Source organism: Exiguobacterium sp. EF_C8, from assembly GCF_054956715.1.
In genome coordinates this window covers 1,145,833-1,165,148 of sequence record NZ_CM143264.1, presented here as the reverse complement: position 1 = coordinate 1,165,148, position 19,316 = coordinate 1,145,833, and the positions used below count along the sequence as shown (strand labels likewise).

Below are 19,316 nucleotides of genomic sequence, written 5' to 3'. Positions count from 1 at the left end.
AGATCACCAATATGGCGTCTTCACTTCTAGGTATTAGTCGAGATCGTCCGCTTTCCATTTCGCCCGGTCGCTCTTCTCACCTTCCTCACGGTGATTGGATTCATAGGCGTTGTTCCCTGGATTTTCGACTTTATTATCGTCGTACCGATGATCGTGGTCATGGTTATGATGATGCTCATGGTCATGATGGTGATCGTGGTCATGGTCATGATCTCGATCCTTGACGAACAGTGCAAGACCACCTCGCTCGACTTCCGCGTAATGCCGTTCTGCCTCATCATCCGAATGTCCGACACGTTTTAACGTCTCACGGAGCGGTGGTTCTTTAGAGAACGTTGATTTGACTTGATCAATCCAACTCGCACCTGATGCTTCTTCTGCTGCATCATCTCGACCGACGACAGAAAAGTCCGAATCATGATGTCCTTGCTGTTTCAATTCTTCAATTTTTCGTTCCAGACTCGATTGATCCTGATAAATCCCAACAAACCGTTTCGCCATCACATGACACCGTCCTTTTTCATATGAATTCAAACACGCTCTATTTTTACCCTTGTTCGATTGTCATCAAACGAGATTTCCAGAACGAAAAAACGGACCACTTCGAAAAGTAGTCCGTGAAAATATTAAAGTTGTTGCGGTGAATCGACCAATGTGATCGTTCCTTCGTTTTTCTGAACGAATCGCTCGTAGACGAAATCATTCGCAAATAACAGAACGGCATTCTCCCAGCGGTCATAGACGAGAACCGTCCGTGAATCCGTCAATTGTTTGACAGCAGCGACTTCTGCTGGCTTGATCCACTTGGCGACTTGGAAGTTCGCGGCATCCTTCAAGATGTCAACGCCATACTCACCTTTGAGCCGGTGCTCGAAGACTTCGAATTGGAGTTGTCCGATCGCTCCGAGGATGATTTCGTTGTATTCCGTTTTGTAGACCTGGATCGCACCTTCTTGTGCAAGCTGTTCGACACCTTTTTGGAACTGTTTCGACTTCAAGGCGTTTTTCGTGTAGACCTTCAGGAAGAGTTCTGGTGCGAACGTCGGGAGTGCTTCATATTGTAACGATGGATCGCCATTCGTGATCGTATCACCGATTTGATAGTTGCCTGAGTCATATAACCCGATGACATCTCCTGCGAACGCTTCGTTGACCGTTTCACGCTCATCCGCCATGAATTGAGTCGATTGCGACAGCTTCATCTTCTTGCCTGTCCGTGTCAGGACGACGTCCATCCCACGATCGAACTTACCTGTACAGATCCGGACGAACGCAATCCGGTCGCGGTGGTTTGGGTTCATGTTCGCTTGAATCTTGAAGACGAAACCACTGAAGAAGTCTTGCGCCGGCTCGACTTTTCCTTTGTTTGACTCACGTGGTGTCGGTGAAGGAGACAAGTTCAAGTAATGTTCAAGAAGTGGTGTGACACCGAAATCGACGAGTGCTGATCCGAAGAAGACCGGAGTCAGTTCACCTTTTGCGATCAATTCTTCATCGTATTCGTTACCTGCGCCGTCGAGTAAGTCGACTTCATCCATCAACGTCTCGTACATTTCTGAGTTGATCGTCGTCGCGAGTTCTTCGTTCGCGAGACCTTCCTCGCCGAGTTCAATCGTCTTACGATCATTTTTGAAGCAGTGGAATTGTCCTTTGACGCGGTCGTAGACCCCTTCGAACTGTTGCCCTGAACCAGCTGGCCACGTCACAGCTACAGACGGGATGCCGAGGACTTCTTCGAGTTCTTCCATCAATTCGAGTGGGTCACGCGCTTGACGGTCCATCTTGTTGATGAACGTAAAAATCGGAATACCGCGCATTCGACAGACTTGGAAGAGTTTCTTCGTTTGCGACTCGATCCCTTTCGCCGCATCGATGACCATGATTGCTGAGTCAACCGCTGTCAGGATCCGGTACGTATCTTCACCGAAGTCCGAGTGACCTGGTGTATCCATGATGGAAACGATTTTTTTGTCATATTCGAATTGCATGACCGAAGACGTAACAGAGATTCCCCGTTGCTTTTCAATTTCCATCCAGTCCGATTTCGCGAATTTCGAGTTTTTCCGTGCCTTGACAGAACCTGCCTCACGGATCGCGCCTCCGTGTAGGAGGAATTTTTCAGTTAGTGTCGTCTTACCCGCATCCGGGTGGGAAATGATGCCGAAAATCCGACGCTTTTCGACTTCCGTTTGTAGAATGTTTGTCATGTATGGTAGTTCCTTTCACCGATATATTCAAAAGTCCGATCAATCTTTTTCGCAACTAGTCTATCATACCGAATTTTCAAGGTCTCGTCCATTTCACTTCATTGACTTAATTTTCAGATTTAAAGTTGACAATTCATCACTATCTTCTTTACGATGACTAGGAAGTTCACTATTACAGAAGGAGGAGACGTACAATGGTATTCCATCAAGCCCGGACATCTGTCCACACTGTCTTTGTATCGGCTACAACTGTACGTCACCCAATCGTTTAATTTTTAATTAAGCAGGGTGTGCGTATGCGTATACGTACATGCTGCCCTCTTATATTTGGACGGGTATGCCCATATTTGTGCGTATCCGTCTTTTCTATTGTCTAAAAACGGAATATAAGGGGTTTTCACTATGTTTAATGCACTCAAACAGCTTGATCGCAACATCTGGATCCGGTTCGTCGGGGAAACGATCACCGGAATCATGATGTTCATGATTGCACCATTTTTAGTTCTCTATTACGCGGATCGACTCGATTCCTACTTCCTAGTCGGCGTCATCATGGCGACTGGACCGATCATGTCACTCGTCGGCGCCGTTCTCGGTGGCCACTTCGCTGATAAATTCGGTCGAAAACCACTGATGGTCATCTCGATCATCGGTGACGTTATCGCGCTAATCGGTTTCTCGTTCGCCGATTCATTCGGACCGCTGCTCGCTTTGAACGCGCTGCTCGGTTTATCGAGTTCACTGTTCCATCCGGCAGCAAGCGCGATGGTCGCTGACGTCACACCACCAGAACGCCTGAATGAATCGTTCGGTCTGCTGCGGATGGGACATAATGTCGGCGCAGCGTTCGGACCACTTCTCGGAAGTGCTGTCCTGTTCGTCGATCGTTCGCTCATCTTCTACTCCGCTGCCTTCGTCTTTTTCCTGTATGGACTCGTTCTTTACTTCTTCATCGAAGAAACGAAACCGGAGTATATCGAAAAGACAGACGAAGTCAAAGTATCACCGCTCACTGTATTGCGGAAGGATCACGTCTTTTTAATCTTCATCGGTGCGGGTGTCTTCATTTCGATGGGGTTTGCCCTCGTCGAAAGTATGTTACCGGTCTTCTTGAAAGAAGCACTGCCAGGATTACCGACGAAGCAAAATCCTTTTCCTTACTTGATGGCACTCAACGGAATCATGGTCGTCTTATTCCAGTTCCCGATTGCTGCTCGCTTGTCAGGGAAGGCATTCGGAAAAGTCATGTTGCTTGGTGCCTCGATCTTCGGAATCGGCATGATTTTCCTCGCATTCGTGCCGTCTTACCTGTTCTCACTCGGAACGAGTTATGTCGTGCTCGTGACAGTATTGCTTGCGATTTATGCATTCTATACACTCGGTGAGATGATCATGTCCCCTGTGCAGATGACATTCATTGCCTTAATCGCCCCGGAACATCTCCGCGGAACGTACAACGGTGCTGCGAGTCTTCAGTGGTTGATCGGTGGCGTCACCGCCCCACTTCTCGGATCCTTATTCCTTGATACCGGAAAAGGTGATTTTGCTCTCGGATTCGTCGGACTGCTCTGCTGTGTATCAGGTGGGGTCTATCTCGCACTCGATCGTTCGATTCAACGAGCGAAACGTTTAACGAAATCAGCCTAAAAAAAGCGATGTGTCATGCTCCGACTTCTGTCAGAACCTGTCACATCGCTTTTCTCGTTAAGATGGTAATTGATTTGCCGCTACGAACGGACCGAACAGGACCGGTAGCGGATCGAGTCGTTGCTGGATGTCTGCAATGAAGTTCGTCGATCCACTGACGAAGACGATCGGATCATTCGCTGTGATCATCGTCAGGAATTCCTGCATCTGCTGTTCCCATCCTTCTTGACGAATGTGGTGGACGATCATGCCTTTCGTCGTCAAGGAGAGGACATTTGCTAACATTCGTTCTGCCAGTTCTTCAGCTGAGACATGTAATAAGGTCGTTTTCCGACCGCTCAAGAGAGCATGCCTTGCTTCATCAATGACGGCTCCTAGATGATGTTCTTCTGCGATCAATAAGATATCTTGTTGCCGCCAATTTTCAGCACGGCGGTATTTACAAAAATGCCGACATGTATCGACGAGTTGATGGTGAACAATTGCCCATGCTTGAAGTAAAGGTGCATTTTCTTTAAGGTCATATTCGATTTGAATAGCTTGAAGAATTTCACGACTGATAATATCCGGGTACGTCAACAGAAACGATTTCGTTTGATCGATTTCATTCAGTAAAATCAATTTAAACAGTTCACTCGATTCATGCTGGTTTGTAATCTGATTCAATAATTGACTCAGGCGTAAAATCCGCAGTGCCCGAGTTCCGTCCTGAGCTCCCGCTTCTCGAAGCGCGCGCAATTCTTCTTCGTACGTCGCCTCGAGCGAGTCATAGAAGCGCGTCGCGATCCGCAATCCCTTTTGCTCCATCGATGGACCGAGCTGTTGCAAAAGGTGTAATGCCTGATCGAAATGCATAATTTAACCTACCTTTCACCATCCATTATGCGTGAATCCACTCTCAAAAACAATCTCTAAAATGCATCTTATTTTTTGCACATTGAAAGTTGTAAATGCTTGCGTCCCCCCCTAGTATGTGTGTTAAGTAGGTGATGAAAATGCGCATGACACGTTATACGGATTACGCGATTCGGTCCCTGCTGTTCGCAGCAGCCAATCCCGATCGTTTAGTCCGAATCCAGGAAGTAGCGGATTGTTACGACATTTCTAAGAATCATTTGATGAAAGTAGTCTATCGTTTGGGACAGAGTGGTCTAATTGATTCTGTCCGTGGTCGTGGAGGTGGTTTCCGCTTAGCAGGTCCTCCGGATGCAATTCATATCGGTGACGTCGTACAACTGTTTGAACCAACCGTTCATTTTCTCGATCCGCAAGAAGGCATTCACGAGGTCCCTTCGCTTAATCCGGCACGTGATGCTTTCGATGATGCCATTGCGGCGTTCCATCAAGTACTCAATAGTTACACAGTACATGATTTGCTACATCCGACAGCTAATACTCATCCCCAAATACTTGAAATGATTCCGAACCGCAATTGAGCGGGTTCGGAATCTTTTTTTATTCCGTCCTCGCTCAATTGCGATTTCTTAAAACGCTCGTGGTATACTTATATAAGAAAGGAGGGGTACAGATGAACCCTCAAGAAGAACTCCATCTTTTATATCTTCGCTTAAAGGAAGAAGAACCCTCCGTTACACGCGGTGAGGCCTTATGGGCCATCTTTGAGGAAACAGCTGATGATTCACTCCGCTTCCTCTCCTTATGGACGTTTTCACAAAATCAATTTGACCTAGGACACTTCCGGTCATTTCTCGTGTCCTTCACACTCTTAATGGAATGGATCCGAAAAGACGAGATGACACTGACTCCAAAACAAGAACTTGATTTGTACTGGAACTATAAGTCCTATTTGATCTATATGGCAGAACAAGAAGACGTGACGGTATCGCTTCTCGAAGAAGATCTTGACCGCTTCATCGATTTTTGTGACGCGCATGGATTCGCGCGCACACGCGACTATATTAGCTTCATGGTTTACAGCAAGCTTGGTGACGAGGAGCAAGCCGATCACTATTTATCGGAATGGGTCGACGCACCAAGCGACGAACTCAGTGATTGCCCATCCTGTGAAGCCTTCAGCCGGATGACGTATGCAATCGAACGTGGATTCGAAGATCGCGCCTTACTTCTTTATGCGGCACTGCGACATGAACGCGGTTGTTCACGGATGCCAGATCAGGCTCATCCATACATCCTGCCATTATTCCTTAGTCGCAAAAAAGAGCGTTTTGATTGGAGCGAACGATTGATTGAAGAAGTCAAACGTGGCGAAACACTCTTTACCGGTGGCGATGAGCCCTATCATTTATATGCGAAGATGTATTACGACACAAACTATACCTGGTTGATGGAAGAGAAAAAACAATTGATTCCATTCTTAACCGATCGTGGATATCTCCAGTTCCTACTCGCTCACTATGCATTTGCCCATCGACAATCCCTTGGTGAGGAAGCGTCGTATCTCGCAGCGCTCCGGACGAACTTATATGAAATCGCTCAATCTCTTGATCGTCGGATCGAAGGTGCCTTCTACTTGAACCTCGTCGAGCGTGAACTGAAACGGATCACCCAGTTCGTTGCTTAAATCTTATTCGTAAAGGAAGTGTCTTCATGTTAGATCATGTCCAACTCGCTATGCCGAAAAACGAAGAAGATCGCGCCCGTGCATTTTATGCCGGGCTTTTACATATGAAGGAAGTCGATAAACCTGCTGGTGTTCAAAAAAGTGGTGGTGTCTGGTTTAAAGAACACGGTACAGCGCTTCACCTCGGCATCGAGGATCCATTCTCTCCTGCTAAAAAAGCGCATCCTGGATTGACTGTCGCTACATTTGAAGAAATGAGTGATCGCTTGCAAGCCGCAGGTTATCCCGTTGAGCATGATACACGACTTGCTCCGCGCCGTCGTTTCTTTACAGCGGACCCATTCGGTAACCGATTGGAAATCATTTCCGCTCATCTTCCGACCTTAACGCCGAAGAAGCTGACAGATGGTTCACATATCCGCCTAGTCGCCCCCGCTTCGAGCCTCTCGACAGTCGAGCTGAGGATCATTGACGATGCAATCGAGACACTCGAATCATTCGGATTACGCGTCTCAATCAGTCAACATGCGCGTGCTGTCAATCCGTTCGGCTCCAGTGATCCCGAGTTACGCGTTGCAGATCTCCACGCCGCGTTTGCTGATCCGAACGTCGATGCGATCCTTTGCGTTCGCGGTGGGTTCAGTACGAATGAACTCGTCGATTTACTCGATTATGAACTGATTCGGACGCATCCGAAGATTCTTTGTGGCTTCTCTGATATCACGGCGCTCAGTCACGCCATTTTGACGAATACAGGTTTAGTGACATACTCTGGACCAATGTTACGGGCTTTCCGTGATCGTGACGCCTATACGATTGATTATTTCAAACAAGTCTTATTCGCAACGGACCCGGTTACAATCAAGCCGTCGATTCATTGGCGGGATTCGGATCGCGGACATGTCATCACGTTACCGAACAAAGGACCGATACTCTTATCTCCGGGACAAGCGAGCGGTCGTCTGATCGGTGGAAATCTTTGCACCTTGAACCTCCTTCAAGGCACGTCGCACTTCCCTGATTTGCGGGATACAATCTTGTTCCTCGAAGACGATTACGAAGTCCACCCAGCGACGTTCGCCCGTGATTTCGCCTCTTTGATGGCGCAACCAGGCGCTGAGACAATTCGTGGGCTCGTCTTCGGGCGGTTCCAACTCGCGACGAAGATGACGGAAGAACATCTGCGCTACTTGATTTCACTTTACCCATCACTAAAACAGATCCCGGTCCTTGCGAATGTCGATTTTGGACATACGAGTCCTTTGTTTACGTTCCCGATCGGTGGACAGGTTGACCTTCATGACGAGGTCATCCGACTTCATATTTCTTAAATATCAAAAGAAGGAGACGCGGCAATCCGCATCTCCTTCTTTTTTAATAGTCGAGCAATCTCGAAGCGTCGATTTGACGTTTCGACCCATCCGCGAACATCTCGAGTGTCGCAAAAATCTGGTCATTTGCCCATTCATAGTGAAGTAATGTGAAGTCTTCGAGTGTCGAGACCGTCTTGAACGTTTTCCCGACCGTAAACGCACGCTTCCGGCTCGCGTCTTCTGCCGGAACGGTGACGAAGATGACTGTAATCTCCTCACCCTTTGTATCATAATAGAATTCAACGATCCGACCGTCCGCTGTTTCAGGTAAGATACCTTTACGGGGCTGTCCGGTCTCGTCCAATTGTACATATGGTTGCAGCATTTTTTCGCCTCACTTTCTCCGTCATTCATCATAGCACGTCCACCTGATTTATGCTAATCTATATTTGATGTGAAAGGGGGATGAGTCGCGCATGGAATGGTTCATGAACGGGATTCTGCTCTGGGGCTTTATCATGATTACACTCATGGCAATCGGCGGGTTTTTCATGTTCCGGAAGTTCCTCAAGAAGTTGCCGAAAGAAGACGGTAAATCGATGATGGACTGGGAAGATGAGTACATCGACAAGACACGACACCTTTGGACGGATGAGACGATGGAGTTATTGAACGCTCTCGTCATGCCGGTCCCATCGGCATTTCGTGATGTCGCACGCCGCAAGATTGCCGGGCGGATCGGACAGTTCGCACTCGAGGAACGGGCGACAGAGATGACATCTGAACTGGTCGTCAAAGGGTATATTTCTGCGACGCCGAAACGCGATCATAAATTCTTGAAAAAAGCTTTGACGGAGCACGCCATCGACTGGCGAGACTACGCATTATATTTCCAAAATTGAAGGATGCACGAAAAAACCGCCGAAGTCACCTTCAGCGGTTTTTTATTGGGGTAAATGTGCTACAGACACGGTGCCCGATTTCACCTTTTTGTATTTGAGATACATCGCGAAGCGCCACGGGGCAATCATACCGAAGGCGACGAGATAAAAGATCCCACCCGTCTCGAAGATGTCGATTTGCCCTCCGATAAAGAATTTCGCAATCGTCCGAATGAATAAGATGCCGAATAAGACGATGAAAAACGCTTTCGAACGTTGCAGATAAATCTGCCCTTCCGCTTCATAAAAATTGGATGTCTTGATCAAAAAGATACTGAAGATGGCTCCAATGAGCAATGCTTCTGCTACCTCCGTCCATGTCAGACGAGAAGCTGGGTATAGAAACTGTAGCATTCCCGTTGACATCGCAAACGGTGGGATCAAGATTTTTTTAGCGTTCGTCGGTTTTGCTGATGCCTTCACGCGAATAAAGCTGATCAGCAAACCCATGACGAGCGCTACCCCAGTTGATATCCAAATCATCCGATCACTTCCTTGATTAAAATCCTGTGAATCCGACGATGTCACTCATCCATGCCGCGAATTTACTGAGACCGTCAAAATACAGCATGACACCGAAGACCATCATCAAAGCTCCACCGAATTTCGTTAATTTCAGACTATACTGCACGAACAGACGCGAACGACCTACGAAAAATGCCATTAATAAGAAAGGAATCGAGAACCCAAGGACGTACGCGAGCATGTAGAACATACCTTGGCTCGGATTGGTCGCAGCTAATCCGATGACTCCTGCGAGAATCGGACCTGTACATGGTGTCCAACCAGCCGCAAAACCGATTCCGACGAGTACCGTTCCGAAGTATCCCCCTTTTCGTTCCCCAAGATTCAGTTTCTTTTCACGCATCAAGAATGTCGGTTGCCATAACCCGACGAGAACGACACCGAACACGAAGATGACGAGTGCCCCGATCATCCGTAACGTATCCCGATATGTGATAAAGACATCTGCGAACAAGGATGTCGAGAGTCCGAGCACAGCGAAGACCATCGCAAATCCAACGAGGAAAGCTAACGTGTGAAACAGGGATCGCCTTTCTCGTACCCCTCGTTCCTTCAAATCCGTGACCGACACTCCTGTAATATAGGAGAGAAATACAGGATACAGCGGCAACGTACACGGAGAGACGAATGATAACAAACCGGCTCCGAACGCTAACCACAATGAGAGCTCCATATGAGCATCCCCTTTCTTTACTACTATAGAAGAAGTTCCTTCTCTATTTTGCCAAACTCCTCTGCATTTAGCACCTATTATCTCACAGAAAGTTGCAAAAGATTCGTGTCCGCCAAAATTACAAAAAAATTACATTTCGTCAATTTTACTGAAATCTCGTTGCACCCAGTAAATGGACTTGCTAGAATATGGATACGACACCAATGTAAGGGAGACCGCTATGACGACAGAACAACTATTGACGTTAGCCATTGAAGCCAAACGTAGCGAATTATATCATCAAGCTGACCAGTCCAGCTTCACCTCCCCGCGTGTTTTGCAACTTAGCCATGAACTCGACGTCCTACTTTTAGAATATTCACGGACGGTCCAAAACTACACCATTCACGGTTCAAACGAACCGCTCTTATCCTAATGCACGATCCAGTCAGCATTCGAGTGCGAATGTTGACTTTTTTATGACTTCTTATTTCTGATGGAGGTGCTTTATGTCTGCTCTTACGTTCTTAGCTAGTTCCCGTCCCTTTTATGTACCTGACGATCTTCCTCGATTATACGTAGATGAAGTCGAACCGCTTGAATATGTCTCCTTGAAGCAAGGACGATTCACGATGTCTTACCTTTATACGATTGATGGTGCTGATCAATGGGAGTTCATGATTTACTTAGAGCGTTATATGGAAGAAGGAGATGTCCTCGAATTACTCTACATTGAAAATCAAAATGACAGCATGCATGACCATCTACCGTCCGCTCCACTAGTAGAGCCGATTGACATCAATATTCAACAACGAACATACCAAACGATTCACGGCACGTTTCAGCTTTCCGCTAACGATTGGATGCAGGAATTGTACCATCGTTCCTATCTGACAGCGTTTGGTGTGACGACGATCGTCAAGTATTGATCTGCATATCACCTATTTCACTTTTTCATCACTAGACGATAAAAGGATGACATAGTTTCTATATTTAAGTCGTTTTCCTTTTAAATTGTTCGAATATTTCATCGAAAGTAAGTCAAAAGACCTATAAATGTCTATTTTTCATAATTAGTATGTCCTACCGATGACAAAAACCGTTCTTTTGCAATCTTCTTGTCATACAAGCTCAGTTTGTAACTCGAATGACATTGACCTGTAAACGCACAAGTCAGATTTGCCGTGTAAAGTAGGAACAGTAAACACAGCATATGTCAGGAGGACATCAATAATGAAAAAAGCAGTTTTCGCTGCCGGTCTTGCAGCAACAGCTCTATCAGTAGGATTTGCCCAAGAGACAGAGGCTGCCTCAGAAACGGTAACAGTAAATACACCAGTACTCAACGTACGCACAGCACCTACAACTGCATCAGCAGACGTAGGCAATGTATATAAAGGTCAAACATTAAATGTCGAAGGACGTTCTGGCGCATGGATCCAAACACACATTAACGGTCAAAAACGTTATGTCCATGGCGCGTATACGTCTGCAGCAGGCTCATTCGACTTTAAAAAAGCTACAGTTACTACGGCAGTATTAAATGTCCGCACACAACCAACGACAAGCTCGAAAGATGTCGGTAACCTCTACAAAGGTGAAAAAGTCAACGTAGAAGGTAAAGTCGGTGCATGGATCAAAACAACAATCGACGGTAAAACACGCTATGTACACAGTGCATATACAACACTCGGTAGCGTAGCGAAAGCACCAGCAGCTCAACCAGCTGCGAAGCCAGCGGCTCAACCGGCTGCGAAGCCAGCACCAAAAGCAGCAGCTCAACCAGCAACTGCAACAAAACAATCAACACCTGCAAAATCAGGTACAAAAGTGACGATGAACGTCAGTGCTTACACGAACGACCCATCTAACAATGGTAGCCAACTCTACAATGGTCGTGCGTTGACAGCAAGCGGTTATGACGTTACAAATACGATCACGTACAATGGTATGCGTATCGTAGCAGCTTCTTCGCAATATCCAATCGGTACACGTATGCACATCGAAGGCATTGGTGAAGCAATCGTACTCGACCGTGGTGGCGCAATCCAAGGTAACCGTCTTGATCTTCTCGTTGGTTCACAACAAGAAGCACTCAACTGGGGTCGCCAAAACGTCACAGTTACAGTCTACTAATCAAAATAAACAACCTGCCGGGCGAGATCGCCTGGCAGGCTTTTTTTATAGCTATTTTTTTTAAGAGACCGTGACATGACCAGATTGCAGTTGATACATCTTCTTATACAGTCCATCTTGCGCGATCAATTCTTGATGGTTACCTTGCTCGATCACTTCCCCTTGATGCAATACAAGAATCAAATCAGCATCTTGAATCGTTGATAATCGGTGGGCAATGGCAATCGTCGTCCGACCCTCGCGCATCCGTTCGAGCGCCACTTGGACTTTTTCTTCCGTTTCCGTATCAATCGAACTTGTCGCTTCATCGAGAATCAGGATTTTCGGATCCCGTGCCATTGTGCGTGCGAAGGAAATCAACTGACGTTCTCCAGCGGAGAATGTCGCACCCCGCTCGGCGACGGGACTGTCATATTGCTGATCGAGTTGATTGATGAATCCGTCGGCTTGAACGAACTGCGCGGCCGCTTCAACACGATCAAAGGAAATCGAACTGTCGAACAATCGAATGTTATCCGCGACCGTACCCGTAAACAAAAATGAATCCTGCAGGACGAGTCCGACATGCTTCCGAAGTTCTTCCTCCGATAACTGCTCGAGCGGTTGACCATCGATCAAAATCCGACCCGATTGGTAAGCGTAAAATCGCATCAGGATGTTGATGATCGAACTTTTTCCGCTTCCCGTATGACCAACGAGGGCAATCGTCTGTCCTTTTTTCGCCTCGAATGAAATTCCTTTCAAAACATCTTTCTCTCCATCATAACTAAAGCGAACATCTTCAAAGACGATATGTCCTTCCGACACACGTGCATCCCCTTCGAGCTGTTTCGTTGGTTCCGGTTCATCCGTATCGAGCACCTTGAATACACGGTCTGCCGAGACGACAGCTTGTTGGAACTCAGACAATTGTTGCATGATTTGCTGAACCGGTTGGAAAATTCGCTCCATGTAACTGATGAAAGCGTAAACGACACCGACTTGGACTGTTTGCGAGAATGATAAGACACCAAAGTACGTCACAAGTGTCGCAATCGAAATCGCCAGTAACAATTCGATGATGGGTCGTAGTAACCAGCTATCAAGCTTTAAGTTCTTGTAACGACCGTTTTGATGAGCGACGTTCGTCTCTTCGAATTCTGCCATTAGACGCTTTTCTTGGCGGAACTGCTGGATGATCGCCATCCCGTTGATCGATTCATTCAGTTGGGCATTGATTTTCGACAGTAAATCGCGGACTTCCGCGTAATACTTCGTCGAATACTTCCGGTAAATCCAAATGATGAAATAAAACAGTGGTAACAACAATAACGCAATCGTCGCGAGTCGCGGTTCTAACAGATAGAGGAAGATATATGTCCCAATCAACTGGACACCGCTTTGCACGAATGTCGATAAGACACCGATGTAAAGTTCTTTAATCGCTTCCGTATCGTTCGTGATCCGGGAGACGAGTACCCCAGCAGGCGTTCGATCAAAATAAGCGAGTCGTAAGTGCATGACGTGTCGGAAAACATCGATACGCAAGCGTTGAATGACTTGTAAGGCAATCTTTTGGAACTCAAATGCTTGCAAGTAATCGACGATGATCCCTGTCGTATGCAATAACAAGTACGCCGTAAACAAAAGTGCAACTTCCTTTACCGGATACGTACCCGGTGCGACATATTCATCGATAAAAATCTTGACGAGATACGGTCCCCCGAGTTTTGCCGCTGTCGTAATGAACAGCAGGATGAAAGCGATGCTGACTTGCTTTTTGAACGGTTTGACGAAATCAAGCAATCGTTTCAGGACGGCTTTTTCATTGATATCATGATTCATTCAGAACGCCCTCCTTGTTCAACAAGTGATTCTAGTTGCTGGCGATCGTACGTCTCTTTATACCAACCGTCATGAGCGAGTAATTGCTCATGTGTTCCTCGCTCGATGATCCGACCGTCTTCAAGGACGATGATCTCATCGGTATGCGACACAGCCGATAATCGGTGGGCAACGATGATTTGCGCTTGATCGTGATCCGCCGTACGGAAGTGGTGGATGATCGCTTCTTCGGTTTTCGCATCGACCGCAGACAAGGCATCATCTAGTACTAAAATCGGACAGTCTGCTAGTAACGCCCGGGCAATCGAGATCCGTTGTTTTTGACCACCAGATAACGTGACACCTCGTTCCCCAACCATCGTCGCGTATCCTTCCTTAAAGCCGAGAATGTCCTCATGGACTGCTGCGATACGCGCCACTTCCATGATGTCTTCCATTGATGCATCTGGTTTTGCAAAGGCGATATTATCAGCAATCGAAGCAGAGAACAGGAAATGATCCTGCGGAACGATCGCTACTTGACGACGGACGGTGTCTCGTGTCAATTGTTTGATATCTCGTCCGCCAATCGTGATGGCGCCTTGTTTAACGTCATATTCACGCGATAACAAACGAACGAATGTCGATTTCCCAGCACCCGTCTTTCCGACGATCCCAAGCGATTTCCCAGGCTTCAACGTCACATCGATCTCTTGAAGGACCGGTTGCGTGTCATAGATGAATCGTTTAATCCCGACATGAAGTTCTGGTGACGAGACACTCGTTGCTGCTTCCTTCGCATCTTTAATTTCTGGTTCGATCGCAAGCATCCGTTCGATCCGGTCATAGGAAGCACGACCCCGTTCAACGATGTTGAACAACCAACCGAAGGCGAGCATTGGCCACGTCAATAAACCAAGATATGTAGTGAAGGAAACGATATCCCCAATCCGGATTTCGCCTTGTCGTAACAAGTAGGCGCCATAGCCGACCGCGATGATATACGATAGACCGACTAATCCAAAAATCGTCGGATCAAACAGTGCATCAATTTTCGCCACACGACGATTCTTTTGAACAACGTCATCAGACAGATCGGTAAACGTCTGCACGTCGGATTCGACTTCCCCTGTTGCTTTTAAGACACGGACACCACTGATGCTCTCCGCGACCTTATCGTTCAAATCAGAGAACGCTTCTTGCGCGTCATGAAAACGGGAATGTAACATCTTACCGTAGCGTGACGTCAAATAGACCATCAGTGGCATTGGCAAAAGTGACACGAGCGTTAATTTCCAGCTGATCGTCGTGACCATTGTGATGATGACAAAGCTCCCCATTGTCACCGAGTCGACGAGCGTTAGAATGCCGGCCCCCGCTGTCATCGAAACAGCTTGTACGTCGTTTGTCGCATGTGCCATCAAATCTCCGCTGCGATATTTCTTATAGAACGATTGATCCAAATCTGAAAAATGACCATACAGTTGACTGCGTAACAATCGCCCGAGGCGAATCGATGCACCGAAAATGTGAAAACGCCAAAAATAACGAATGAAATACGTCGCGACCCCGATGAGTAACAATGTACCAGCTAGACGAATCAAATCATTCTTCGTCAAGCTTCCTTCACTCAGACCATTGACTGTCGTTCCGATGACCTTCGGTGGAATAAGTTCTAACCCTGCCACAAAAATCAAACAGATGACCCCAAGACTATACGCTTTCCATTCTCGTCGGAAAAACCAACCGAGTTTCCTGAAGACTCCCATTCAAGTCTCCCCCCTTTTTTAAATCCTATGATTATTTGAAATAGTCTCACATTTTAGATTAGTTCTCTTTCTAAAAAATAGCAAATAAAAAGGAGACCATTTGGTCCCCTTTTGTACAGCTTATTTTTTAGGTGATTTCATTGAACCACTCATTGAACGCATCACTTGGTTGACTTTCTTTTGTGATGGCTTTTGACCCATTTGCATCATCAATGTCTTAATCATATCTTCGTTGATTGGTGGGTTTTGCTCCAAGTAGTTCATCATGTATCGACGAGCGATATAGAAACCAAGGGCGACACCTGCTACCAAGCAAAGAAGGGCAATTAAAATCCAAATCCATGTAGCCAAGTTGCTTCCTCCTCTAACTTAAAACGTCGCTTTTTACTATACTATAATTCCAATTGTTTGCATAGATGATAATAGATGAAAAACGAGTCCGACATAAGATCGGACCCGTTTTTCCGGAAATGATTATCCGAGTTGCTTGACAGTCGCTAAAACGTTCTCAACAGACATGCCGTATTCTTTCAAGAGGAAGTCTCCAGGAGCAGATGCGCCGAAACGATCGATTCCGATGACTTGTCCTTCTGTTCCTACATATTTGTACCAACCGAGTGAAGCCCCTGCTTCGATTGCTACACGTTTCGTGATGTGTTTTGGAAGAACCGATTCTTTATACTCTGCTGATTGTGCTTCGAATACTTCCCATGATGGAAGTGAAACGACAGCTGCTGATTCACCAAGTTCTTTTTGTGCTTCGACAAGAAGGTGAACTTCTGAACCAGTACCGAGCAAGAGTGTATCAGCTTTCGTAACGTCACCAGCGATGACATAACCACCTTTTTCAGCACCCTCTGTCGTCGTACCTTCAAGTTCAGGAAGACCTTGACGTGTCAAGACGAGTAGTGTCGGTTTATCTTTTGCTTGAACTGCTGTTTTCCATGCTGCGATCGTCTCTTTTCCGTCTGCTGGACGGTAGATCGTGACGTTCGGCATTGCACGGAAGCTCATCAAGTGTTCGACTGGCTCGTGTGTTGGACCATCTTCACCGACAGCGATCGAGTCGTGCGTCAAGACGAAGATTGATGGAAGTCCCATTAATGCAGCAAGACGAACCGCCGGACGGAGGTAATCCGAGAAGACAAAGAATGTCGCGCCGTAAGGAATGACGCCGCCGTGAAGTGCCATACCGTTGACAGCTGCTGCCATTGCGAATTCACGTACCCCGAACCAGATGTTGCGACCGCTTGGATCGATATCGAAGTCTGCTTCGCCTTTAAGCATCGTGTTGTTTGATCCTGCAAGGTCAGCTGAACCACCGAACAATGTCGGAACGTTCTTCGCGAGACCATTCAAGACTTCACCGCTTGTTTGACGCGTTGCTTTTTTCGACGACAAGTCGTATGTCGGAAGGTCTGCTTCCCAGTTGCTTGGCAATTCGTTTGCAATCGCGCGAACGAGTTCAGCATGCAATTCTGGGTGCGCTGCTTCGTATTGTTTCATTGTCTCGTTCCATGCGTCTTCTGCAGAAGCACCACGTTGGACGATTCGCTCGTCAAACAATGATTTGACTTCTTCAGGTACGTAGAACTCTTCGTGATCCCAAATGTAGCTTGCTTTCGTCAATTTGATTTCTGCTTCACCAAGTGGTGCACCGTGAGAAGCCGACTTCCCTGATTTGTTCGGTGAACCGAAACCGATGACTGTTTTGACTTCGATCAATGTTGGTTTTGTCGTCTCTGCCTGTGCCGTCGCGATTGCTTTCGAAATGGAATCGATATCCGTTCCGTCTTCTACGCGAATGACTTGCCAGTTATACGCTTCGAAGCGCTTCTGGACGTTTTCAGAGAATGATTTGTCGAGATCGCCATCAAGTGAGATATCGTTTGAATCATACAATACGACTAATTTTCCAAGACCAAGGTGACCTGCGAGTGAAGCCGCTTCAGCTGAGACACCTTCCATCAAGTCTCCATCTCCACAAATTCCGTATGTGAAGTGATCGACGACGTTGAGATCGTCACGGTTGTATTTTGCTTCAAGATGACGTTCTGCCATTGCCATACCAACTGCCATCGCGATCCCTTGACCAAGTGGACCCGTTGTTGCATCTACACCAGCCGTGTGACGGTATTCCGGATGACCCGGTGTTTTTGATCCCCATTGACGGAATGATTTAAGATCATCCATCGATAGATCGTATCCCGATAGGTGGAGGAGTGAGTAGAGAAGCATCGAACCGTGTCCGGCTGAAAGTACAAAACGGTCGCGGTTGAACCATTCTGGATTTTTAGGGTTGTGGTTCATATGATCCGCCCAAAGCGAGAATGCCATTGGCGCTGCTCCCATTGGCATACCTGGGTGACCCGAGTTCGCCTTTTGTACGGCATCAATCGATAAGGTACGAATCGTATTAATTGCTAATTGTTCTACTGTCGTCATGTTCGTCAAAACAATCATCCTCTCTCTTTTTCACAAATTCCTACTCATTTTAGCACACTCTTAAATGTGATACAACTTTTCTAAATAGTATGTCACATTAAAATGAATGCGCTATCTATAGCCGTTCTATCGACTCATACAGGATGCATGAATCCATGAAAGATCGCTATTAAGATGTATTGCTATCGTACAATGTTTCCTCATCTACTCACTCTAAACAAAAAAGATACTCGCTCTAAACAAAAAAGAGGTCCGCTTGACGCGAGACCTCTTTCTTCTATAAAAGAAACGAACGATTATTGTTTATTCCGTTCTTCTTCTTGTGCTTGTTTCAATTTCTCAGGTGTTACGTCCGTTCCCTCTTCATCGACGATTTTCATACCCATGAGTTGGTTTTTGAACGATCCACGGAATGCTGCGAGATACGCTGCACGTAATTCTTTTTGCTCTGCCGTTTCCGCTTCCGATAACGGCTCAACTTTTGATTTATTCGCTAATGCATTAATTCGATCTAATTGTTCTTGTGATAACATGGAATCCCTCTTTCTTTATGACTCAAACTTGAGTAGTTCAATTGTATTCTTACTGTAAAAGAGCTTATAAAAAAAAGCAAGTTAACCGCGTCAGTCGACGGGTTACTTGCTTCTCATTCCGGGCTAGGTGTCAGTTCGCGGTATTCAAGATATCGACGATTGACCGTTGCTTTTGAAATATCATGCCCCATCCCCCGCAAGGTGATGGCGATATCAGAAAACGTCAATCCGAGTTCTCGAAGACGTACAATTTCTTCGATCGGTACGTCTTTTCGACTACGTCCTGCGTTCTCTCCTTGGCGATTGAGATTTCGTTCCGGGCGAAAACCTTGTTCGACTGCTCGCCGCATGCCACGGGCGATTTTTGCATTATGCAGTTTCCGTTGGTATTCTTCCACGAGTGAGACGATCTCAAGGACCATCGCTTCTGCATCCGCAAGTTGATATTCTCCATCTGAATCAAGCGTCATCAAGCGGACCCCATGTTTTTTGAATGTATGCAAAATAGCGATTTTTGCATTCCCTCGACCAATCCGTGTATCATCCGTTACGAGGACCGCATCTACCGTATCGCGTGTCACATAATCAAGAACTGTTAGCATCCCTTCCCGATCAACATCATATCCACTCTCTTTTTCAGAGACGATATCTACGACATCAAACCCCTTTTGAGACGCAACCTTCGAAAGCTCCATCCGTTGGCGTTCAATCGAACTATCTTGTGCTTCTTTTTCGGTCGATACTCGACAATAAATCACGACCTTCATCGTACCTCACATCCCTGTTCGTTCTTTCACAACTTT

At 46.5% G+C, this 19,316-nt stretch carries 20 protein-coding genes; 8 read left to right on the top strand and 12 right to left on the bottom strand.

Features of this window, described 5'->3' with window-relative positions; translation table 11 throughout:
• Positions 1-33: 33 nt before the first annotated feature.
• Entirely contained in the window at positions 34-501 is a 468-nt protein-coding gene (locus ACY2IG_RS06005; protein ID WP_329470521.1) for a YflT domain-containing protein, read from the bottom strand.
• Positions 502-626: 125 nt separating this feature from the next.
• Positions 627-2,207: a peptide chain release factor 3 gene (locus tag ACY2IG_RS06000; RefSeq protein WP_035408673.1), complete on the bottom strand. Its 1,581-nt coding sequence runs from the start codon at positions 2,205-2,207 to the stop codon at positions 627-629.
• Positions 2,208-2,609: 402 nt separating this feature from the next.
• On the opposite strand from ACY2IG_RS06000, the gene ACY2IG_RS05995 reads away from it, so the two are divergent.
• Positions 2,610-3,854, top strand: coding sequence for an MDR family MFS transporter (locus ACY2IG_RS05995; protein WP_308101267.1), 1,245 nt, complete (start codon positions 2,610-2,612; stop codon positions 3,852-3,854).
• Between the two features lie 57 nt (positions 3,855-3,911).
• Here ACY2IG_RS05995 and ACY2IG_RS05990 read toward each other — a convergent pair whose 3' ends face one another.
• A complete protein-coding gene (locus ACY2IG_RS05990; RefSeq protein ID WP_035408676.1) occupies positions 3,912-4,709 on the bottom strand; it encodes a hypothetical protein in 798 nt (265 codons plus the stop codon).
• 140 nt (positions 4,710-4,849) lie between these two features.
• Between ACY2IG_RS05990 and ACY2IG_RS05985 the strand changes: the two genes are divergently transcribed.
• The 3 genes from ACY2IG_RS05985 to ACY2IG_RS05975 all read left to right on the top strand — a co-directional run bounded on the left by ACY2IG_RS05985 (position 4,850) and on the right by ACY2IG_RS05975 (position 7,727).
• On the top strand, positions 4,850-5,290 hold the full coding sequence (locus ACY2IG_RS05985) for an RrF2 family transcriptional regulator (RefSeq protein WP_035408678.1): 441 nt from the start codon (positions 4,850-4,852) through the stop codon (positions 5,288-5,290).
• Between the two features lie 92 nt (positions 5,291-5,382).
• Complete coding sequence (locus ACY2IG_RS05980) at positions 5,383-6,396, top strand: hypothetical protein (protein WP_035408681.1); 1,014 nt, start codon at positions 5,383-5,385, stop codon at positions 6,394-6,396.
• A 26-nt stretch (positions 6,397-6,422) separates the two neighbouring features.
• The gene (locus tag ACY2IG_RS05975) at positions 6,423-7,727 is read left to right on the top strand and encodes a VOC family protein (RefSeq protein WP_368915254.1); all 1,305 of its coding nucleotides are present in this window, start codon (positions 6,423-6,425) and stop codon (positions 7,725-7,727) included.
• A gap of 43 nt (positions 7,728-7,770) precedes the next feature.
• Here ACY2IG_RS05975 and ACY2IG_RS05970 read toward each other — a convergent pair whose 3' ends face one another.
• Positions 7,771-8,094, bottom strand: coding sequence for a hypothetical protein (locus ACY2IG_RS05970; RefSeq protein WP_050678333.1), 324 nt, complete (start codon positions 8,092-8,094; stop codon positions 7,771-7,773).
• A gap of 91 nt (positions 8,095-8,185) precedes the next feature.
• On the opposite strand from ACY2IG_RS05970, the gene ACY2IG_RS05965 reads away from it, so the two are divergent.
• Entirely contained in the window at positions 8,186-8,611 is a 426-nt protein-coding gene (locus ACY2IG_RS05965; RefSeq protein WP_035408684.1) for a DUF2621 family protein, read from the top strand.
• 42 nt (positions 8,612-8,653) lie between these two features.
• Here the strand turns inward: ACY2IG_RS05965 and ACY2IG_RS05960 are convergent, their stop codons facing one another.
• Both ACY2IG_RS05960 and ACY2IG_RS05955 read right to left on the bottom strand, forming a co-directional pair.
• Complete coding sequence (locus ACY2IG_RS05960; RefSeq protein WP_035408686.1) at positions 8,654-9,133, bottom strand: CcdC family protein; 480 nt, start codon at positions 9,131-9,133, stop codon at positions 8,654-8,656.
• Between the two features lie 16 nt (positions 9,134-9,149).
• Positions 9,150-9,848, bottom strand: coding sequence for a cytochrome c biogenesis CcdA family protein (locus ACY2IG_RS05955; RefSeq protein WP_462618471.1), 699 nt, complete (start codon positions 9,846-9,848; stop codon positions 9,150-9,152).
• 220 nt (positions 9,849-10,068) lie between these two features.
• On the opposite strand from ACY2IG_RS05955, the gene ACY2IG_RS05950 reads away from it, so the two are divergent.
• The 3 genes from ACY2IG_RS05950 (at position 10,069) to ACY2IG_RS05940 (ending at position 11,963) form a co-directional block, all read left to right on the top strand.
• Entirely contained in the window at positions 10,069-10,263 is a 195-nt protein-coding gene (locus tag ACY2IG_RS05950; RefSeq protein WP_290772411.1) for an aspartyl-phosphate phosphatase Spo0E family protein, read from the top strand.
• Positions 10,264-10,336: 73 nt separating this feature from the next.
• Positions 10,337-10,756, top strand: coding sequence for a hypothetical protein (locus ACY2IG_RS05945; RefSeq protein ID WP_035408690.1), 420 nt, complete (start codon positions 10,337-10,339; stop codon positions 10,754-10,756).
• A 304-nt stretch (positions 10,757-11,060) separates the two neighbouring features.
• The gene (locus tag ACY2IG_RS05940) at positions 11,061-11,963 is read left to right on the top strand and encodes an SH3 domain-containing protein (RefSeq protein WP_035408692.1); all 903 of its coding nucleotides are present in this window, start codon (positions 11,061-11,063) and stop codon (positions 11,961-11,963) included.
• 60 nt (positions 11,964-12,023) lie between these two features.
• Here ACY2IG_RS05940 and ACY2IG_RS05935 read toward each other — a convergent pair whose 3' ends face one another.
• From ACY2IG_RS05935 to ACY2IG_RS05910, 6 genes are all read right to left on the bottom strand, one after another.
• Entirely contained in the window at positions 12,024-13,787 is a 1,764-nt protein-coding gene (locus ACY2IG_RS05935) for an ABC transporter ATP-binding protein (RefSeq protein ID WP_035408695.1), read from the bottom strand.
• A complete protein-coding gene (locus tag ACY2IG_RS05930; RefSeq protein ID WP_035408699.1) occupies positions 13,784-15,535 on the bottom strand; it encodes an ABC transporter transmembrane domain-containing protein in 1,752 nt (583 codons plus the stop codon). Before ACY2IG_RS05930 ends, ACY2IG_RS05935 begins: the two co-directional genes overlap by 4 nt.
• A gap of 120 nt (positions 15,536-15,655) precedes the next feature.
• Complete coding sequence (locus tag ACY2IG_RS05925) at positions 15,656-15,886, bottom strand: YneF family protein (protein WP_012370001.1); 231 nt, start codon at positions 15,884-15,886, stop codon at positions 15,656-15,658.
• Positions 15,887-16,009: 123 nt separating this feature from the next.
• Positions 16,010-17,980, bottom strand: coding sequence for a transketolase (gene tkt / locus ACY2IG_RS05920; protein ID WP_329470510.1), 1,971 nt, complete (start codon positions 17,978-17,980; stop codon positions 16,010-16,012).
• A gap of 296 nt (positions 17,981-18,276) precedes the next feature.
• Positions 18,277-18,513 carry a DUF896 domain-containing protein gene (locus tag ACY2IG_RS05915; protein WP_035398122.1) on the bottom strand — a complete coding sequence of 79 codons (237 nt, stop codon included), beginning with the start codon at positions 18,511-18,513 and terminating at the stop codon, positions 18,277-18,279.
• Positions 18,514-18,626: 113 nt separating this feature from the next.
• The gene (locus ACY2IG_RS05910; RefSeq protein WP_035408704.1) at positions 18,627-19,280 is read right to left on the bottom strand and encodes a YneB family resolvase-like protein; all 654 of its coding nucleotides are present in this window, start codon (positions 19,278-19,280) and stop codon (positions 18,627-18,629) included.
• Positions 19,281-19,316: the final 36 nt, after the last annotated feature.